14 protein-coding genes are annotated in these 18630 nt (G+C 44.3%); 11 read left to right on the top strand and 3 right to left on the bottom strand.

Going from position 1 to position 18630, the window contains the following annotated elements:
• Positions 1–60: 60 nt before the first annotated feature.
• Positions 61–972 carry a carbohydrate ABC transporter permease gene (locus tag IGJ74_RS14735; protein ID WP_015510298.1) on the top strand — a complete coding sequence of 304 codons (912 nt, stop codon included), beginning with the start codon at positions 61–63 and terminating at the stop codon, positions 970–972.
• The gene (locus IGJ74_RS14730; RefSeq protein ID WP_005228444.1) at positions 973–1806 is read left to right on the top strand and encodes a carbohydrate ABC transporter permease; all 834 of its coding nucleotides are present in this window, start codon (positions 973–975) and stop codon (positions 1804–1806) included.
• Positions 1807–1861: 55 nt separating this feature from the next.
• Here the strand turns inward: IGJ74_RS14730 and IGJ74_RS14725 are convergent, their stop codons facing one another.
• Positions 1862–3040, bottom strand: a complete 1179-nt coding sequence (locus tag IGJ74_RS14725; RefSeq protein ID WP_005234059.1) for an ROK family transcriptional regulator — start codon at positions 3038–3040, stop codon at positions 1862–1864.
• A 250-nt stretch (positions 3041–3290) separates the two neighbouring features.
• Here IGJ74_RS14725 and xylB point away from each other — a divergent pair, with 250 nt between their 5' ends.
• The 7 genes from xylB (at position 3291) to IGJ74_RS14690 (ending at position 14034) form a co-directional block, all read left to right on the top strand.
• Positions 3291–4787: a xylulokinase gene (gene xylB / locus IGJ74_RS14720; protein WP_086316540.1), complete on the top strand. Its 1497-nt coding sequence runs from the start codon at positions 3291–3293 to the stop codon at positions 4785–4787.
• A gap of 117 nt (positions 4788–4904) precedes the next feature.
• Complete coding sequence (gene xylA / locus IGJ74_RS14715; protein ID WP_008380597.1) at positions 4905–6212, top strand: xylose isomerase; 1308 nt, start codon at positions 4905–4907, stop codon at positions 6210–6212.
• A gap of 141 nt (positions 6213–6353) precedes the next feature.
• On the top strand, positions 6354–7820 hold the full coding sequence (locus tag IGJ74_RS14710; RefSeq protein ID WP_008380598.1) for a glycoside hydrolase family 1 protein: 1467 nt from the start codon (positions 6354–6356) through the stop codon (positions 7818–7820).
• Positions 7821–7856: 36 nt separating this feature from the next.
• A complete protein-coding gene (locus tag IGJ74_RS14705; protein WP_061053206.1) occupies positions 7857–9266 on the top strand; it encodes a response regulator in 1410 nt (469 codons plus the stop codon).
• 137 nt (positions 9267–9403) lie between these two features.
• Positions 9404–10303, top strand: a complete 900-nt coding sequence (locus IGJ74_RS14700) for an ROK family protein (RefSeq protein WP_087664633.1) — start codon at positions 9404–9406, stop codon at positions 10301–10303.
• Positions 10300–12570 (top strand): alpha-xylosidase, encoded by a 2271-nt coding sequence (yicI, locus tag IGJ74_RS14695; RefSeq protein WP_087664634.1) that lies wholly within the window; start codon positions 10300–10302, stop codon positions 12568–12570. Before IGJ74_RS14700 ends, yicI begins: the two co-directional genes overlap by 4 nt.
• A complete protein-coding gene (locus IGJ74_RS14690) occupies positions 12571–14034 on the top strand; it encodes a glycoside hydrolase family 43 protein (RefSeq protein ID WP_087664635.1) in 1464 nt (487 codons plus the stop codon).
• A 58-nt stretch (positions 14035–14092) separates the two neighbouring features.
• Here IGJ74_RS14690 and IGJ74_RS14685 read toward each other — a convergent pair whose 3' ends face one another.
• Both IGJ74_RS14685 and IGJ74_RS14680 read right to left on the bottom strand, forming a co-directional pair.
• Positions 14093–15889 carry a sensor histidine kinase gene (locus IGJ74_RS14685; protein ID WP_008380604.1) on the bottom strand — a complete coding sequence of 599 codons (1797 nt, stop codon included), beginning with the start codon at positions 15887–15889 and terminating at the stop codon, positions 14093–14095.
• Positions 15886–16491 (bottom strand): YesL family protein, encoded by a 606-nt coding sequence (locus IGJ74_RS14680; RefSeq protein WP_005234068.1) that lies wholly within the window; start codon positions 16489–16491, stop codon positions 15886–15888. Before IGJ74_RS14680 ends, IGJ74_RS14685 begins: the two co-directional genes overlap by 4 nt.
• Positions 16492–16725: 234 nt before the next feature.
• On the opposite strand from IGJ74_RS14680, the gene IGJ74_RS14675 reads away from it, so the two are divergent.
• Positions 16726–17667 carry an ABC transporter permease gene (locus IGJ74_RS14675; RefSeq protein ID WP_005228459.1) on the top strand — a complete coding sequence of 314 codons (942 nt, stop codon included), beginning with the start codon at positions 16726–16728 and terminating at the stop codon, positions 17665–17667.
• A gap of 15 nt (positions 17668–17682) precedes the next feature.
• Positions 17683–18615 carry a carbohydrate ABC transporter permease gene (locus IGJ74_RS14670; RefSeq protein WP_005234069.1) on the top strand — a complete coding sequence of 311 codons (933 nt, stop codon included), beginning with the start codon at positions 17683–17685 and terminating at the stop codon, positions 18613–18615.
• The last annotated feature ends 15 nt before the right edge of the window (positions 18616–18630 follow it).

Raw genomic sequence — 18630 nt, 5'->3', positions numbered from 1 at the left:
ATGGCTTGTCTTTACAGGCAGAAGTTGACAGTGGAAGAAAAAAATATCAGGGGGATTACGATGCAGAATAAGAGAAGATTTGAACAGTATCATCGCTATGGGCTATTATTTATCGCACCATTTTTTCTAGCATTCTTGGTTTTTCAGCTTTATCCAATTCTCTATACGATTTACCTGAGCTTTACAGATCTAAAAGGGTGGAATCCAGCTGCCAATCTTGTCGGACTGGATAACTATTTTGCGATTTTTCGCAACCCGTTATTTTTAAAATCGATCAGCAATACTTTTATTTTGTGGGGCGTAAACTTTGTCCCTCAAATTGGCTTGGCTTTGTTGTTGGCGGCATGGTTTACCAATATCAAGCTGCGCTTGCGAGGGAAAGGCTTCTTCAAAGTCGCTTTTTACTTACCCAACATCATTACTGCGGCTTCAGTAGCAATCTTATTTTTTGTTTTGTTCAGTTTTCCGTTAGGTCCGATCAACCTAGTCTTGCAGCATTTCGGTGTTTTGGACCAGCCTTATGACTTTTTCCGTAGTGAAACGGGCACTCGGCTGATCGTTTCCTTCATCCAATTTTGGATGTGGTATGGTCAGACAACGATCGTTTTGGTTTCGGGCATTTTGAGCATTGATGATGCTCTTTTTGAATCAGCAATGGTCGATGGAGCCAATGATGGTCAAATTTTCCGCAAGATCACGCTGCCTTTGTTAAAACCAATCTTGCTTTATACATTGGTGACGTCCTTGATTGGCGGCTTGCAAATGTTCGACATTCCTTTTTTGCTGACAAATGGCAATCCCAACAATAGCGTCTTAACGATCACGATGTTTATCTACAACCAGGCCTTTACCGGGAGTCGGAATTTCAACGTTGCCGCAACCGCGTCGGTACTATTATTGGTACTTTCAATCGTATTAAGCACGCTATTGTTTCAATTTTTCAAAGAAAACAGCAAAGTGGGGCGAAAATAAATGGAAAATAGCTATCGAGCAAAACGATTGTTGATCTATGTCTTTTTGGTATTGCTGACCATCCTAAGTATACTGCCGTTTTGGGTCGTCTTAGTCAATGCAACCCGTTCAGCGGAACAGATCCAGCAAGGGCTGTCCTTGTGGCCCGGCGGTAATCTCCAATACAACTGGTCCGTCTTAATGGGCAGAGGCTTCAATGTTTTCAATGGGTTTAAAAATAGTTTCCTGATTGCTGCTGGTGCTACCGTTCTCAATGTGTATTTTTCGGCGCTGACGGCTTATGGCGTGATCGCCTATGAATTTCGTGGCAAGAAAGTCCTGTTTGCTGTCATTCTTGGGCTGATCATGATTCCTCAGCAAATCAGCATGATCGGTTTTTATCAATTTATGAATCGCTTAGGACTCTTAAATAATTTTCTGCCATTGATTTTACCAGCGATTGCATCACCCGCTACCGTTTTTTTCTTAAAGCAATACTTAGAAACGATCTATCATCCTGATTTGGCAGATTCTGCTCGTTTAGACGGAGCCGGCGAAATCAAAATTTTCCATCGCATCATGTTGCCTTTGATGAAACCGGGCTTAGCTACCATGGCGATTTTCTCGTTCGTGACCTCGTGGAATAATTTCTTGATGCCCTTGATCTTGATCAACGATACGGAAAAGTATACGTTGCCGATGCTGGTCCAATTGTTGAAAACTGATGTTTACCGTACTGAATTTGGCAGTATGTATCTAGGGATCTCATTAAGTATTATTCCTTTACTGCTGATTTACCTGTTTCTATCGAAATACATCGTGGGCGGTGTGACGGCTGGCGGAATCAAAGGATAGCGAGACCCTTTTACCAAAAGAAAACGCTGGACTGAGTTTTCAGTCCAGCATTCATTTAACGGATCGCACGGGAGAGATCAAGTGCCGCAAAGCGCAAATCGTTGATATTTAAGAAATGTTTTGCCACTAAAACGTTGCCGCCAAATAACGGGGCTTGATCGCCTAATCGACTGTTTTTGATCTTCGTGTTTTTGGTGAACTGGCTGGTCAATTTTTGCTGCAGCGCCAGCAATAAATCAGGAATTTTGCGATAGATCGAGCTGTTGATATAGACTTCTTCGGGATCAGAAAAAGTGATGACATTATTCAGCCCAATACTAAGAAACTCAACATTTTGTTGCGCCAATTCGACTGCTGATTTTTCTCCGGCATGGTAGGCTTGTGCGAAGGTATCCGAATTAACGAACGCAGTTTTTGTATAGTGGCTATAGGTATCAAACAAGACTTTGTTCGAGGCATATTGCTCTAAGCAACCTCGATTGCCGCAAGGACACAAGTTGCCGTGAGGAAAGAGCGTAGAATGGCCAACTTCCCCCGCCATGCCGTGAGTACCGGTTTGCAGCTGCCCATCAACGATGATTCCGACACCGATCCCGCTATGGACGCTGACGCTTAGTAAATTCGTGGAATCAGAAGAAAAACAGTACTCGCCTAAAGCCGTCAGATTGGCTTCGTTCTCTATATAGACCGCCGTATTGTATTTTTGGCTCAAAGGGGCGATCAAATCAAAGTGTTCCAAGTCGTAGTAGGGGGCAAAGGTGATCGTCTGATTGTGAACGATGCCGTGGATCGCCAAACAGATTCCTACTAATCCATGAGTGGTTTGCGGCATTTGCGGCCAAAATTCTTTCATCATGGAATCGATCGTCGCTAGTACATTTTCTTTGGTGATCAATTCATGGGAATGGTCGGCGGAGGCGATCATCTCGCCATTGATATAAGAAAGCATTCCACGAACATAGTTATAGCCGATGTCAAAGGTAACAGCTAAGCTGCTGCGGTGATTGAATTGCAATTGAATCGGTTTGCGACCACCGATCGAAGTGGAATCCCCAATGCCGACTTCGCGAACGAAGTCCGTGTCAATCAGTTTTTTGGTTATTTGAGAAACAGACGCTTTATTGAGATGGGTCAAATTTGATACTTCCGCTCGTGACACATTTTCATTGTCAATGATCGTCTTCAATACAGCCGCTTCATTTTGTTCGCGTATGCCCATTTTATTGATAATCATGTGTTCTCCTCTTCATAGATGTGATTAGTGTTAGTTTACCGTGCAAATTAATATTGTGCAAGCTGAAGAATAAAGAAAAGAGGAAGAATGTAGGAGCAGCAGTTTGAGAACGAAAATCAAAGAAAGAATCATTGAAAGCGCTTGACAGAAATACGAGAATCGTTTACTATCCAATTAGTTAGTTTTGAATGCTAATTAACCGATTGAGAGGCAATGGTTAACTGCTTCAAACAGAGGAAGGAGAGAAGAGATGGCTTATTTTTTAGGGTTGGATCTAGGAACAAGTGCGTTAAAAGGCTTAGTTTTTGATCAAACCGGGGAACTCCAAGGAACAGCAAGTGTTGACTATCCATTGTCATCCCCTAGACCGGGGTTCAGTGAGCAAGAGCCGGTGCATTGGCAAGAGGCGGCAGATAAGGTAATCAAAACCTTGATCCAGCAGCTTCCAAAGCTGCAGAAGGAATTGATCGGCATCAGCTTTTCCGGGCAAATGCATAGTCTTGTTTTATTGGATGAAGAAAACCGAGTCATTCGCCCGGCAATATTATGGAATGACGTTCGAACCACCAAACAATGTCAAGCGATCATGGCATCCTTTGGAGAGGAAATAAAAGCAATCACCAAGAATGTTGCTTTGGAAGGGTTCACCTTACCCAAAATTTTATGGGTCCAAGAACACGAGCCTGAACATTGGCAACAAGTTCGTCACATGATGCTGCCAAAAGACTACTTGGCTTTTTGGCTGACTGGTAACTATTCGATGGATTATTCTGATGCGGCGGGTACGTTACTGCTGGATATCGAAAAGAAGTGCTGGTCTGAAGCCATTCTAGAAAAATTCGCAATCGCATCGGATTTACTGCCGCCGCTTTTTGAATCAGCAGCGCCTGTAGGGCAAATGCGAAAAGAACTGCAAGAAGCCTTTGGCTTTGAACAAGAGGTGACGATCTATGCAGGTGGCGCAGACAATGCCTGTGCTGCATTAGGGTCCGGGATCATCGCCGAAGGTGTCGGCATGGTGTCGATTGGCACTAGCGGTGTGTTCTTATCCTTTGAAGAAGCGCAAGAGGTTGATTATCAAGGCGATCTACACCTTTTCCGTCATGCGATCAAAGACAAGTTGTATTCAATGGGGGTCACTTTAGCCGCTGGAAATTCCTTAAGCTGGTATCGTGATACGTTTGCCCCAAACCAATCGTTTCAGGAATTGCTTTCAGCGATCAGTGAGGTAAAACCGGGGGCAGAAGGCCTGCTGTTTACGCCTTATATCGTGGGCGAACGCACACCACATACCGACAGCCAAATCAGGGGAAGTTTTATTGGCATTGACACACGGCATCGCGAAAAGCATTTCAGTCGTGCCGTCTTAGAAGGGATCACCTTCTCTCTGAAAGATTCCCAAATGATCATGGAAGAACGAGCACAGCGGAAATTCACCCAGATCGTTTCTGTGGGGGGCGGTGCGAAAAATGCCGAATGGCTGCAAATGCAAGCCGATATTTTTAATGCAGAAATGCTGACTTTATCTACTGAACAAGGTCCAGGTATGGGCGCAGCAATGCTGGCAGCAATCGGCAGCGGCATTTATCCAGATGCGGCCGCTTGTGTTAACGCCTTTGTCAAATACAGCAAGGCAATTGCACCGATTCCTGAAAATGTCGCCAAATACCAAGAAATCTATGCGATCTACCGGACCGTCTATCAGCAAACCGCGCCTATCTGCCATGCGTTGGCGCAAATCGAATAGCATAATGGCAGCAGAAAATCTGCTTGATTAAAGCGAGGAATCGTTTTTGGTTCTAAATGATTGGAACCAAGTAAGTTAGTTTATTACACTAAAAAACATAAAATGGAGGCAACAACAATGACTTATTTCCCAGAAATCGAAAAAATCCGCTACGAAGGTCCTAAAACAGACAATATGTTTGCATTTCGCCACTACGATGCCGAAGAAGTTGTTTTAGGCAAGAAAATGAAAGATCATCTACGTTTTGCAATCGCCTATTGGCATACGATGACGCAAGACGGCTCTGATCCTTTCGGCGCACCCGTCAACAAACGGACGTGGATTGGTGACACCGAAATGGAAACGGCGAAAAATCGAGTAGAAGCCTTCTTTGAGATTTGCGAAAAATTAGGGGCAGAGTTCTTCTGTTTCCATGATGTTGACGTGGCACCTGCGGGAGAAACGTTAGAAGAATTTTTCCAAAACTTAGACGAAATCACCGATTTGATCAAAGAAAAAATGGAACAAACGGGGATCAAACTATTATGGAATACAGCAAATATGTTCTCACACCCTCGTTTCAACAACGGCGCTGCTTCCACCAATAATGCGGAAGTTTACGCGTATGCAGCAGCCCAAGTTAAAAAAGGCTTAGATATCTCGAAAAAATTAGGCGGTGAAAACTATGTCTTCTGGGGCGGCCGTGAAGGCTATGAAACCTTGTTGAATACAGACATGAAATTTGAACAAGACAACATCGCCCGTCTATTCAAAATGGCGATCGCTTATGGCGAAAAAATCGGTCATAAACCGCAGTTCTTATTAGAGCCGAAACCAAAAGAACCCTCAAAACACCAATATGATTTTGATGCAGCGACAACGATGGCCTTCATTCAGCACTACGGCTTAGAAGGAGATTTCAAATTAAACCTAGAAGCCAATCATGCAACATTAGCTGGCCATACCTTTGAACATGAAATCGCCGTTGCCCGTAGCTATAACGCATTAGGCTCACTGGATGCCAACCAAGGAGATATGCTGTTAGGATGGGATACGGATGAATTCCCAACCAACGTCTTTGACTCGACACTCGCTTTATACGAAGTCTTAGAAAACGGCGGCATCGCACCGGGAGGAATCAACTTCGATTCTAAAGTCCGTCGTTCGTCATTTGAAATGGAAGATCTGTTGTTAGCCCACATCGCTGGTATGGATACGTATGCCCGAGCGTTGAAAGCAGCAGCGAAACTGAAAGAAGACCGCTTCTTAGACGAGTTGAAGGAAAAACGGTACGCCTCGTTCCAAGAAGGCATCGGAGCGAAGATCGTTGCTGATGAGGAAAACTTAGAAACACTGACAGATTACGCATTGGCGCATGATCAAATCGAATTAGAATCCAGCCACATTGAATATGTGAAATCTCGTTTGAATGATTACCTGTTTTAATAAGAAACGACTGTCGTTCTGAGGAGCGACAGTTTTTTCACCTAAATAATATCTTTTGGCAATTGTTACGAATCAACCAAATTATGATACGATAAAATGTAACCGATTTAACTCGGTTTAGGAATTGAAGGAGGCAACTTGATGTTTCACACAAACTTAGATCCTTTCCCAGAAAACTTCTTATGGGGGGCGGCTTCGGCGGCCTATCAAATTGAAGGCGCATGGGCAGAAGACGGCAAAGGTCCGTCGATTTGGGATACCTATGCCCAAATTCCCGGCAATACCTTTGAGGAAACCAACGGCAAAGTGGCGATCGATCACTACCATCGATACAAAGAAGATGTTGCCTTGATGAAGCAAATGGGCTTGAAAGCCTATCGCTTCAGCGTGGCGTGGTCGCGAATCGTGCCTGATGGCGAAGGTGCGGTCAATGAAGCTGGTGTGGCGTTTTACGAAAAGCTGGTGGACGAATTGCTTCGGCAAGGAGTAGAACCGATTTTGACGCTGTATCATTGGGATCTTCCTCAGGCTTTGCAAGACAAATACCAAGGATGGGAGGGACGAGAAACAGCAGCGGCATTTGAACGGTATTGCCGAATCCTTTTTGAACGCTTAGGAAAGAAAGTCACCTATTGGGTCACCATGAATGAACAAAATGTCTTCACTTCTCTTGGGTACCGTTGGGCGGCACATCCACCGGGCTTGAAGGACTTAAAACGGATGTATGCAGCCAATCATATCATCAACCTTGCCAATGCAAAGGCAATTAATTTGTTCCATGAGCTGGTTCCACAGGGCAAGATTGGTCCAAGTTTTGGCTATGGTCCGATGTATCCGTTTAGCTGTGACCCAGAAGATGTGCTGGCTGCAGAAAATGGCGAAGCCTTCAACAACGCGTGGTTTTTAGATGTCTATTGCAAAGGCGAATACCCGAAATTTGTCTACAAGCAATTAGCCAAAGTCGGTCTGGCTCCTGAAGTCACTCCAGAAGATCAAGCACTATTAAAACAGGCAAAACCTGATTTCTTAGGGATCAATTACTATCACGGTGGGACGGCCCAACAAAACAATTTGCAAAAGCAGTCAGCTGAAAAGAAAGAATTTTCTAAAGTCGATCCGTATTTGATGCAAGCGGCAGCTGGCGAGTTCTCACCAGAAGAAACCATGTTTGCGACGGCGGAAAATCCCCACTTGAAAAAAACAGATTGGGGCTGGGAGATCGATCCCGTTGGTTTCCGTGTAGCCTTGCGACGTATCCAAGCCAATTATGACTTGCCGATTTTTATTACTGAAAATGGGTTAGGCGCCATCGATCAATTGACAGAAGACAAACAGATCCATGATCCATACCGCATTACCTATTTGCAGGAACATCTGGTGGAACTGCAAAAGGCTATCACGGATGGGGTTGAGCTGATCGGCTATTGTGCTTGGTCCTTTACAGATCTACTAAGTTGGTTGAATGGATACCAAAAACGCTATGGGTTTGTTTATGTCGATCGCGACAATCAAAACGAACGTCAGTTGGCGCGCATCCCGAAGGATAGTTTTTATTGGTATCAAGAGGTGATTCGCACCAATGGGGCAAGTTTGACAAGTGAAACATGATGTAACGAAGGAGTAGCTGAAAATGGAGGTTGGAAAATGCGTAAAGTGTTGATCGTTGATGATGAAGCATCGATCCGAAATGGACTGCCTCTGATCATCGATTGGGAATGTCTGGGGTATCAAATCGTCGGGTCGGCGGAAAACGGCGAAGATGGCTTGGCAATGATCCGCGAATTGAAGCCAGACGTTGTGATCGCTGATATCCGTATGCCGGGAAAAAATGGTCTTGAGATGGTGCAAGCAGCATCGGAGGAAGGGCTTTTGTTTTTTGCCATTATTTTGTCCGGCTACTCAGATTTTGACTATGCCAAGCAAGCGTTACAACTGGGTGCTGTGACCTATTTGCTGAAACCAGTTGATGAAGAAGAGCTGATTGGTATTTTGACGAAAATCGATCAAAAAGCCAAGACCGATCAGCAGAAAAATCAGAAGAGTCAGTTGATGGAGAAATTGTTTGGCGGGGATCAAACGGGGATCAAAGACGCACAAGCCATCAAGCTATTGCGACTTTCCGAGGAGGCAGATGCCCAAAAGCTGGTTGAGAAATTGCAGGAGCAAGTAGCGCAAGTCATCACCTTGATCCATCGGCATCATCGGTATTTGGTTTTGTTAAACGAGGAACGCTTTCCCGACGAGGCGATCGATGCGTGGTGCCGCAAAAAAATGGCTCATCAAGAGATCTTGATCTCCCGCTGGTTTGCGGCGCAAGAGAACTTGAAGCCATTGATGATCGATATCCAGACATTAAGTAAATTGATTTTCTTATTTCCCAATCAAGTCATTTCTCACCATGTTTTGGATACGACCCAAGAAGCAGAAGAACGAAGCGATTTGCGTGAAGAATTAGTAAAAGCGATTTTGGCAAACGATCCGTTGGAACAGCCGTTATTCCGCTATTATCAAACCTTTTATCATTTATTGGCATTGGAAGAAGAGATCAAATGGCAAGTCAATGGCGACATCGAATGGCTGCAGCATCAAATCAGTGAAAAAGTAGCATTAGCGATCGAATGGTCGACAGACGAAGTGCATCAGCAGATTTTTCTCGCCCAAACGTTTCCGATGCTACAAGAGGTGATCACCGAAAAACTAGCAGACTTGCAAGCAACAGTCGCCAGCAGTTTGAACCAAATCGATATCATTGCAGAATTGATCCAATACACAAAAAAGCATTATCAAGAAGATTTGACCTTGAAAAAAATCGGGGAACGTTTCAATTACAATAGTGCCTATCTAGGCAAGAAGTTTCGCAAAGAAACCGGTAAAAATTATTTGGCGTTCTTGGATGAAGTACGAATGGAAAAAGCGGTGGAAATCTTACGTCATTCCAATCTAATGGTCTACGAAGTTGCTGAATTGGTGGGCTACAGCAATGTTGATTATTTCTATAAAAAGTTCAAACAATACCATCGGGTTTCACCGAATGAGTTTCGGAAAAATGAATAACCACAAAGATGTCCGTGATTTTCTACGGACATCTATTTTTTAGGGTAACGATGACTAAATTGCTTGGTAGGCTTTCTTTTTTTTCTTTTATATAATTTAAATGAAACTGTAAGCGCTTTTTGAACGGAGGAGGAGAAATGACAGATGTACGCCTGTGCTTTGATGTAGGCGGGACCTATATCAAATTCGGGGTTTTTACCGAGAAGAATCAATGGCTGGACCGAGGCAAAATCAAAACCCCGAGTAATACGCGGGATGAATTTTTTGCTGCCTTAGCTGCCAAAATACAAGAAGTCGAGCAAGCGCATGTTATCGAAGGGATCGGGCTGAGTTTTCCTGGTTTCATTGATTCAGTCAATGGCCGATCGATCATGGCGGGGGCGTTGGCTCCTTTACACGGCTGTGCTGTCGTACAAGAGCTACAGCAGCGTTTAACCAAGTCTTATCCGATCTGGATCGAAAATGATGCGAAATGTGCTGCTTTAGCAGAACTCTCGACCGGCAATGCTACTGACGTACAAGATTTTGTCATGATCACATTAGGTACCGGTATTGGTGGCGCGCTCGTTCATCAGCGCCAGTTGATTCACGGAAATGGGTTTCGGGCAGGAGAATTCGGAATGATGATCACTGATTTTCAAGCATCTTCTTTTGCGACCCTCCATGACTTAGCTTCAACGAGAGGACTGATTGCTGCCTATCGACGGGCAAAAGCGATTCCTGAATCAGAGGAGATTTTAGGCGAAACCATCATGCAGCAGCGGTCGAGTGACCCTGAAACGCAGGAGATTCTGAAACAGTGGGCACGTTATGTCGCACTTGCGATTTACAACCTAGCTGTCACGATGAATCCCGAAAAAATACTTATCGGCGGCGGCATCAGCCAAAACCCTGATCTATTAGCTATAATCAAACAAGCAATCAATGAGAACCCCCATTGGCCGGATTTCCAAGTGCCGATCGAGACTTGTCGTTACTATAATGATTCTGGTCTGTTAGGGGCGTTGACATTGATCCAACAAGGAGGAAAAAAATGAAATTTTCAGATGGCGGTTGGTTATTTCGTGAAGGATTTGATGTGAAATTTGCGGTGCATGTCTACGATGCCCGTAAAGAAGAAAACAAATTGGTCTTATATCTGCCTTATAGCTATGTCGGGCATAAAGGGGCAACACTGGATGGCGGATTGTTAACGATGGAAGTTACTACCCCTAGAACCAATATCATTGGGATCACCCTCTACAATTATAAAGGGGTCCAAGCCAAAGCCCCCAACTTTGAATTGATGACAGAAGAGATCACTCCTGATATTTCAGAAGATGAGCAATCGTATGTTTTTCGCTCGGGAGACTTGCAAGTCGTGATCAGCAAAGAGGAAAATGTGACAGCTTCGTTTTTTTACAAAGAACAGCTGATTACCCAAAGCAACCCTCGCAGCAAAGCCTTAGTGATCGATCCGCAAGCAAATACCCATATTAGCGAACAGTTGACCCTGGATGTGGGAGAAACGATTTATGGTTTAGGGGAACGCTTTACAAATTTCGTGAAGAACGGCCAAAGTGTTGATATCTGGAATGCCGACGGGGGCACTGGTACGGAGCAAGCTTACAAAAATATTCCGTTTTATGTAAGTAATAAAGGGTATGGCGTCTTTGTCAATTCACCCGACCGGGTGCAATTTGAAGTGGGGAGTGAAAAAGTTTCTCGTGTTCAATTCAGCAATCCAGGACAAACGCTGCAGTACTTTGTGATCGCCGGTGATGAGTTAAAACAAGTGATCCAGCGCTACACTGATTTGACGGGGAAACCGTCGCTGCCACCTGCGTGGTCCTTTGGGTTGTGGCTAAGTACCTCGTTCTTGACGGATTATGATGAACAAACCGTAACATCTTTTGTAGACGGTATGGCAGAACGTGAGATTCCCCTTGAGGTCTTTCATTTTGACTGCTTATGGATGAAGGAATACGAGTGGTGCAACTTCACGTGGGACGAACGAACTTTCCCAGAACCGGAAAAAATGCTGCAGCGCTTGAAAGCCAAAGGATTGAAAATCTGTGTCTGGATCAATCCTTACATTGGGCAAAAATCACCCTTGTTTGACGAAGGGATGGCCAATGGCTACTTTTTGAAACGCGCCAATGGAGATGTCTGGCAATGGGACAAATGGCAAGCAGGTTTGGCGATCGTCGACTTCACCAACCCTGAAGCGGTCGCTTGGTACAATAGCAAGCTGCGTGCCTTATTAGACATGGGTGTGGATTGCTTCAAAACGGATTTTGGTGAACGGATTCCCACCGATGCGGTGTACTATGACGGCTCTGATCCAGAAAAAATGCACAATTATTACGCCTACCTATACAATAAAGTCGTCTTTGACTTGCTGAAAGAAGTCAAGGGAGCAGAAGAAGCCATCGTTTTTGCGCGGGCAGCTTCGGTTGGTTCGCAACGCTTGCCTGTACACTGGGGTGGCGACAGTACCTCAGATTATCCATCAATGGCAGAGTCACTGCGGGCAGGTCTGTCCTTTGGGTTAGGCGGCTTTGGATATTGGAGCCACGATATCTCAGGGTTTGAAGCTGGCTCAACCCCAGACCTTTACAAGCGCTGGACACAATTTGGTCTGCTGTCTTCCCATAGCCGTTACCATGGCAGCTGGGAATACAAAGTGCCTTGGGTTTATGACGACGAAGCCGTGGCGGTAGCCAAAGCCTTTACCAAGTTAAAATTGTCCTTGATGCCTTACTTGCAAGCTCAATCGGTGCTAACCGCCCAAACGGGGATTCCGATGATGCGGGCGATGGTCTTAGAGTTTCCTGAAGACGAGATGACCCATCATTTGGATCGCCAATACATGCTGGGGGAACACCTTTTAGTTGCGCCCATTTTTAATGATCAAGGAACGGTCTCCTTTTACGTACCGAAGACGAAGGGGCATTGGATCGACTATTTATCTGGCAAAGCTTACGAGGGCGGACGTTGGTACCAAGAAACCTATGATTATTTCCACTTGCCACTGTTAGTCCGACCAAATCAACTGATTATCGAAGGCCATGAACAAACCAAAGCAGTCTATGACTATGCCGAACATCCAACGATTCATCTCTTTGATCCGCAAGACAAGACCGCTGCGGCTATCTATGATCACCACGGTGAGTGGATTGGCGAGGTGGCTGTTGAAAGAGTCGATCAAGAACTGATCGTCAAGCTGACAGGGATCCAGCAAGCATCCTTGCAGATTCACACGACTGCTGGAAAAACGAGCCATAAGCTGACGGCTGACCAAACCACGATAAAGGAGTTCTAGATGCCGATGCGAACCATCACGAATCCAATTTTACCTGGATTTCATCCAGATCCCAGTATTTGCCGTGTCGGTGAAGACTTTTATCTGGTGACGAGTACTTTTGAATATTTTCCTGGATTACCAATTTATCACAGTAAAAACTTGGCAGACTGGCAGCTGATTGGTCATGGACTTTCGCGACCTGAGCAGCTGCAGTTATCGACGAAAAATCCCAATGCTTTTGGTCTGTATGCCCCAACCTTGCGTTTTATCAAGGACCGCTTTTACCTCGTTTGTACCAACGTTGGGGCAAACGAAGGAAGAGAAGGCAACTTTCTGATCTGGACAGATGACATCGCCGGTGAGTGGTCTGACCCGATTTGGCTGGACACCCCTGGGATCGACCCGACGATTTTCGCAGATGACGATGGGCAGACCTATTACTTAGGCACCCATAAGGAGATCTATCTGCGGACGATCAATTTGGCTTCTGGAGAATTAGGTCCGCGCCAAAACATTTGGACAGGCAGCGGAGCGGCTGATCCAGAAGGCCCCCACTTGTATAAAAAAGACGGCTATTACTACCTGTTGATCTCCGAAGGTGGAACGTCCTATGGTCATATGCTGACCATGGCCCGCAGTCGTTCCTTGACGGGACCCTATGAAGCATGCCCCAACAATCCAGTGATGACCAATCGCAGCACGAATCTGCCGCTGCAAGCTACAGGGCATGCGGACCTCGTGCAAGATACCCAAGGCAACTGGTGGGCAGTTTGTCTGGCAGTACGCCCCATCAGCTATCCTTTGAGGCATTTGCTAGGTCGGGAAACATGCCTGCTACCGGTGGACTGGTCAAACCCATGGCCGGTGTTTGGCGAGGAAGGTCACTTGCCAGAAATCATTCAGGTAGACACAGCGGCGGCACCAAAGGAAACACAAAAGAAGAGCAGCAAGCCTGATTACGTGACTTTATTCGAATGGGACCCGACGTTGATTGAAGAAGAGCCGCATGGCTTCTTGCTGCATCCTAATCAGACGGGTCTATCTGATCAAGGCAAACTCGCGGCTGTGTTCCAACGACAAACCGCCTTTGAGCAACAATTTCAGGCAACCTTTGATTGTCGGCAACTAACGGATGGACAAGCAGGATTGACGGTTTTCTTAAATGCCACCCATCACTATGAGGGATACCTAGAAAAAACGGCGTCCAGTCAGCAGCTAGTTTTCCGCCGACAAATCGGTTCCTTATGGAAAGTGGAAAAGAAACTGCCTTATGCAGCGGATACAGTCACCTTGCAGCTGAGCGCCGATAAAGAAACCTATCGTTTTTCTGTTCTTGATGAACAAGGACAAGCACAGCCTTTAGGCAGTGGAGAAACAAAATATCTGACCACTGAGGTCGGTGGTGTCTTTACTGGAATCATGGTGGGCTGTTACGCCAGTGCTTCTTCACCACAACAAACCGTTCGTGTGCGGGATTTCTAATCAATCAAAAGCCCCCCTTCGATTTCTGAAACAGGAATCGAAGGGGGGCTTTACTGTTTTAGCGAGGAGAAAATGAATCTTGGCTTAGATCGTGGATCCGCAAGGTAACTTGTGTGCCACTGCCCAGCACACTCTCGATCGTCAAGCCGTATTCAGGTCCATAAAACATTTTGACCCGATGATTGACATTGGCTAGCCCAATGTTCTTTTTGGCATGGGTGGAGGGCGTCTTGATTTTTTGCTGCAAGTGTTCGAGTTTTTCTGGCGGTATCCCGCTGCCGTTGTCTTGTACCACGATTACCAGATCATGGCCGTCTTTGGTGATCGTCAAACGGACAAACCCTGGATAGGTGATGCCTTCCAAGCCATGGGAGATGGCGTTTTCCACCAATGGTTGAATCAGGAGGGGCAATATTTGGACTTCTTTTTGGTCGATCTCATTGGAGACTGAATAGGAAAAGTTGACTCGATCGCCAAAGCGCATCCGCTGGATCTTGACATACACGTGAACCGCGTCTAAGGACTCTTCTAAGCTCGTTCGCTTGGTTCCGTGGGCTTCTAGCGTATAGCGCATCGATTTTGCAAGTAACTTGATGGCATAAACGACGTCAGAATTGCCGGAAGTCAGCGCCATCATGCGAATCGTTTCTAACGTGTTGAACAAAAAGTGGGGATTGATCTGCCCCGCTAAGATATTAAATTCCATTTGCTGTTGTTGAGTCAACAGCTCTTGCTGCGCCAGACGCGAACGGTAGATCTCTTCTTCTTTTTTCTTGATTCGTTGAATGATCTTATGGAAATCAAGAGAGATCTGAGAAATTTCGTCTTCGCCGCTAATATTTTGAAAGAAATCATAATCCTCGATCGAGGCAAAGTAGACCGCCTGCTGCAGTTGAGAAATTCGTTTGGTAAAGAATCGAGCAAACAGAAAGACGATGATGAAAGTAGTGATCAAAATCACCAAAACGATCGTGCTCCAACGGATCAGATTGGCGCGTAGATTGCTATAGGCATTTGTATCCGCACTATAAATTGTGATGATGTCTTCTTTGTTACTCATGGGTAAGGTGCTTTTGGTGAGCATCACCTTGGTACCATCATCTTTTAAAAAGGCAGCACTCGTTTGCGGCTCAGAAAGAGTCGTAAGCTGTCCCGGTTCACCGACTTGATTGATTTTGTCGCTATAAAAGATGACATCATCATTTAACTGTAATTCCAATTCATAGGATGAATTACGAAGTCGGTTGCTGAGATAATTATAATCGACTTGGATCTCCAAAACGGCAGTTTCTTTTGATAAAGGCAAAGGCAACGTTTTATAAAGACTCAAACGATTTGCTTTGTAATCCTCTGGCATCGTCATCAAAAAAGCATCCGGCTGTTTGAGGGCTCGTTGGTACCAGGCGGTCGCTTGAATTGTGTCATCTGCCTGTTGAAAATATTTATAGTTCGGAATGGTTTGATTCGTCGTATAGATAGTTAATTTCGCAATCGAGGTTTGAAGATTTCTGATCTCATCTAGCTGATCATAGCTATTGATGTCCACGATCGCTTCTTGGTCGTCAAGGTAATTGGCAGTTAAAAGCTGACGTAGATGAGTATCGTTTGATAAGGAACTCGCCGTGTTGGTCAGCGTGTTTGTTGTATCAAAAAGAACAGATTTGACACGCTGAGCATTCAACTCTGCCAAGTGTTGGTAATTGCCTGTCAGCTGTTTGGTTGAATCGTAGACCAATAAGAGACCTATAGTCACTGTGGATAAAAAAACAACAGGCAGATAAAGAATGAATAATTGTCGCCGAATGGAAAACTGACTCAGACGACGAAAAAGTGAGAGATGACTGATTTTTTTCATGCTTGCTGATTACGAAAGATGGAAAGCAACAGGAACGAACTACAATAAATAACGAAAGAAAAACCAAAAATCAACAAGAGGAATTTAAACAACGGAAATAAAACAACAAAACAAAACGCAGCGATAGGAATAAGCGCGAGGGCTAACGAACGGATAGGGTCCGCGATCGGTAACAGAAACGCGTTTTTTAATGTTTGCCTAAAGCTGTTTTCATAACGTCCAATTAACGCGAGGCAATAGACTAACACAATAAACAGATAAATAGCTGTAACAATTAGAACGAAGGCAAAAATACTGGCAAGAATGGTTTTTGAGGAAAACCAAAACAAGCTACTATACAGTAGTGCTACCATGGGCAATCCAAGAAGGAGAAAACTACCGGTGGCTTTCATAAAGTTTGCTCGTAGCGCTCGGACATAGCCCACGATCAATTCACCACGCTCTTCATCCGCATAACGAATCGTCACTTCATAAAGGGCAGCTGTCGCAGCTCCAATCGTAATAATTGGCAAACAGCTAATGATATATAGTAAATTTAACAATGTGAATTGTGAAAAAACGGTGGTTATTTTGTACAGTTGACCATCAGGATTGTACTTCATTTTTATCCCTCCAAAATTGATATATTCCTATAGTACTCGCAAAAAACAAATTTTGAAAGCCTTACCATTTAGGTGTCTTTTATCTGAAACCTTGATATATCAGTATTCTTTATAAATAAAAGAAAAATAAAGTCTAAAATGTACGGATTGACCTCTATTTTTAACAGGTGGCAAATAAGATTTCAGGTGCTAGTATTAAAAATGTAAAAGCGGTTACAAAAAAGGGGGAGGAAAATGGAAAGTAAATTAAGCAGTGTCCCAAGAAAAAATAAGCGGGTGACACGAGAAGGGAAGATTTTGTTTTTATGTATCGTTCCCTTCCTGATTCTCGTGTTTTTGTTCTCTTATTTTCCTTTGCACGGATGGATTTATTCACTTTATGATTACAAACCAGCATTAGGTTTAGCGCGCAGCGAGTTTGTAGGCTTCAAATGGTTTCGACTTCTTGTCTCTAGTCCAACACAAGTGGATCAGATCGTACAAGTAATGAAAAACACCTTTGCCATGAGTTTTTTAGGGATCGCCACTTCGATCCTACCAGTAGGCTTCGCCATTTTATTGAACGAAATCAAGTGCAAATGGTTTAAAAACTTGGTCCAAACGCTGACCACGCTGCCGAATTTTATCAGTTGGGTTTTGGTGTATACGATCGCCTTTAGCTTGTTTTCTTCAACAGGGCTGGTAAACACGTTGCTGCAAGAATGGGGCTTCGTTACAGATCCAGTCAAATTTTTGGATAGCGGCAATCATACGTGGCTAATGATGTGTCTTTGGAATATTTGGAAAGGCTTGGGCTGGGGTGCCATCATGTATCTTGCAGGCATTTCAGGAATTGACCCCGAATTGTATGAATCGGCGCGAATCGATGGGGCGAATCGTTTCCACCTGATGCGTCATATCACACTACCTGCCTTGATGCCGACGTTTCTTGTGATGCTGATGCTGTCTATCGCCAACTTGTTGAACAACGGGATGGATCAGTACTTTGTTTTCCAAAATGCATTCAATCGAAATACGATCCAAGTCCTCGATTTGTATGTCTACAATTTAGGGATGGGTGGAAATAGTCTATCTCTGGCTACCGCGATCAGTATGCTAAAAAGTGTCATTTCTGTTGCCTTGTTAGCCATCGTCAATATTGCGTCGAAAAAAATTCGGGGGACTTCCATTATTTAGGAGAGGAGGATATCTATGGAACTATCGATTAGTGAAAAGAAAAAGGCGAAAAAAGTACCCAAACGTGAAAACCTGACGTTTAGTATCCTCAATTATACCTTTTTCTTTCTGATTACGTTGATTTGTGCGTATCCTTTTTATTACTTGATTATTAATTCAATCAGTAATAATGAGTTGAGTGCGTTAGGACAAATTCGCTTTTTTCCACAAGAGATCCATTTTGAAAACTACAGTCAAGTGTTACAACTAAAAGGGTTGCCATTAGCCGCAACCGTTTCGGTGGCTAGAACGGTGATTGGAACAGCAGCAACCGTCTTAGCTTCAGCCTTCTTAGGCTTTATGTTTACCCAAGAAAAAATGTGGAAACGAAAATTTTGGTATCGCTTTGTCGTGATTACAATGTATTTCAATGCAGGGCTGATTCCATTATTCATCACGATGAAGACATTAGGTTTAACGAATAATTTTTGGGTCTATATTTTGCCGGCTGTCGTTCAGCCTTTTAACATCATCTTAGTGAAAACCTATATTGAGTCAATCCCCAAATCGTTGCAAGAAGCAGCTGAAATGGATGGAGCTGGCATCATTCAAGTATTCTTTCGGGTAATTTTACCCAACTGTACGCCGATTTTAGCAACAGTCGCGATCTTCTCGGCAGTTGGTCAATGGAATTCTTTCCAAGATACACTGATTTACATTACGGATCAAAGTCTCTACTCCTTGCAATACCTTCTTTATACGTATATCAATCAAGCCAATTCGTTGGCACAAATGGTCAAAAATACATCGGGATCACTTTCCAGTATCGCTTCAGCTGCAACAACGCAGACACCGACTTCGATTCGCATGACCGTTTCAGTCATTGTTGTTTTACCAATCATGTTTATTTATCCGCTTTTCCAGAAATATTTTGTCAAAGGAATTATGTTGGGTGCGGTGAAAGGTTAATAAAAAGAAAGAGGG

Origin of the sequence: Enterococcus sp. AZ009 (assembly GCF_050548785.1) — a bacterium.
Lineage (GTDB): Bacteria > Bacillota > Bacilli > Lactobacillales > Enterococcaceae > Enterococcus_D > Enterococcus_D entomosocium.
The sequence above is the reverse complement of the archived record's forward strand: the minus strand, read 5'-3'. Positions and strand labels throughout refer to the sequence as shown.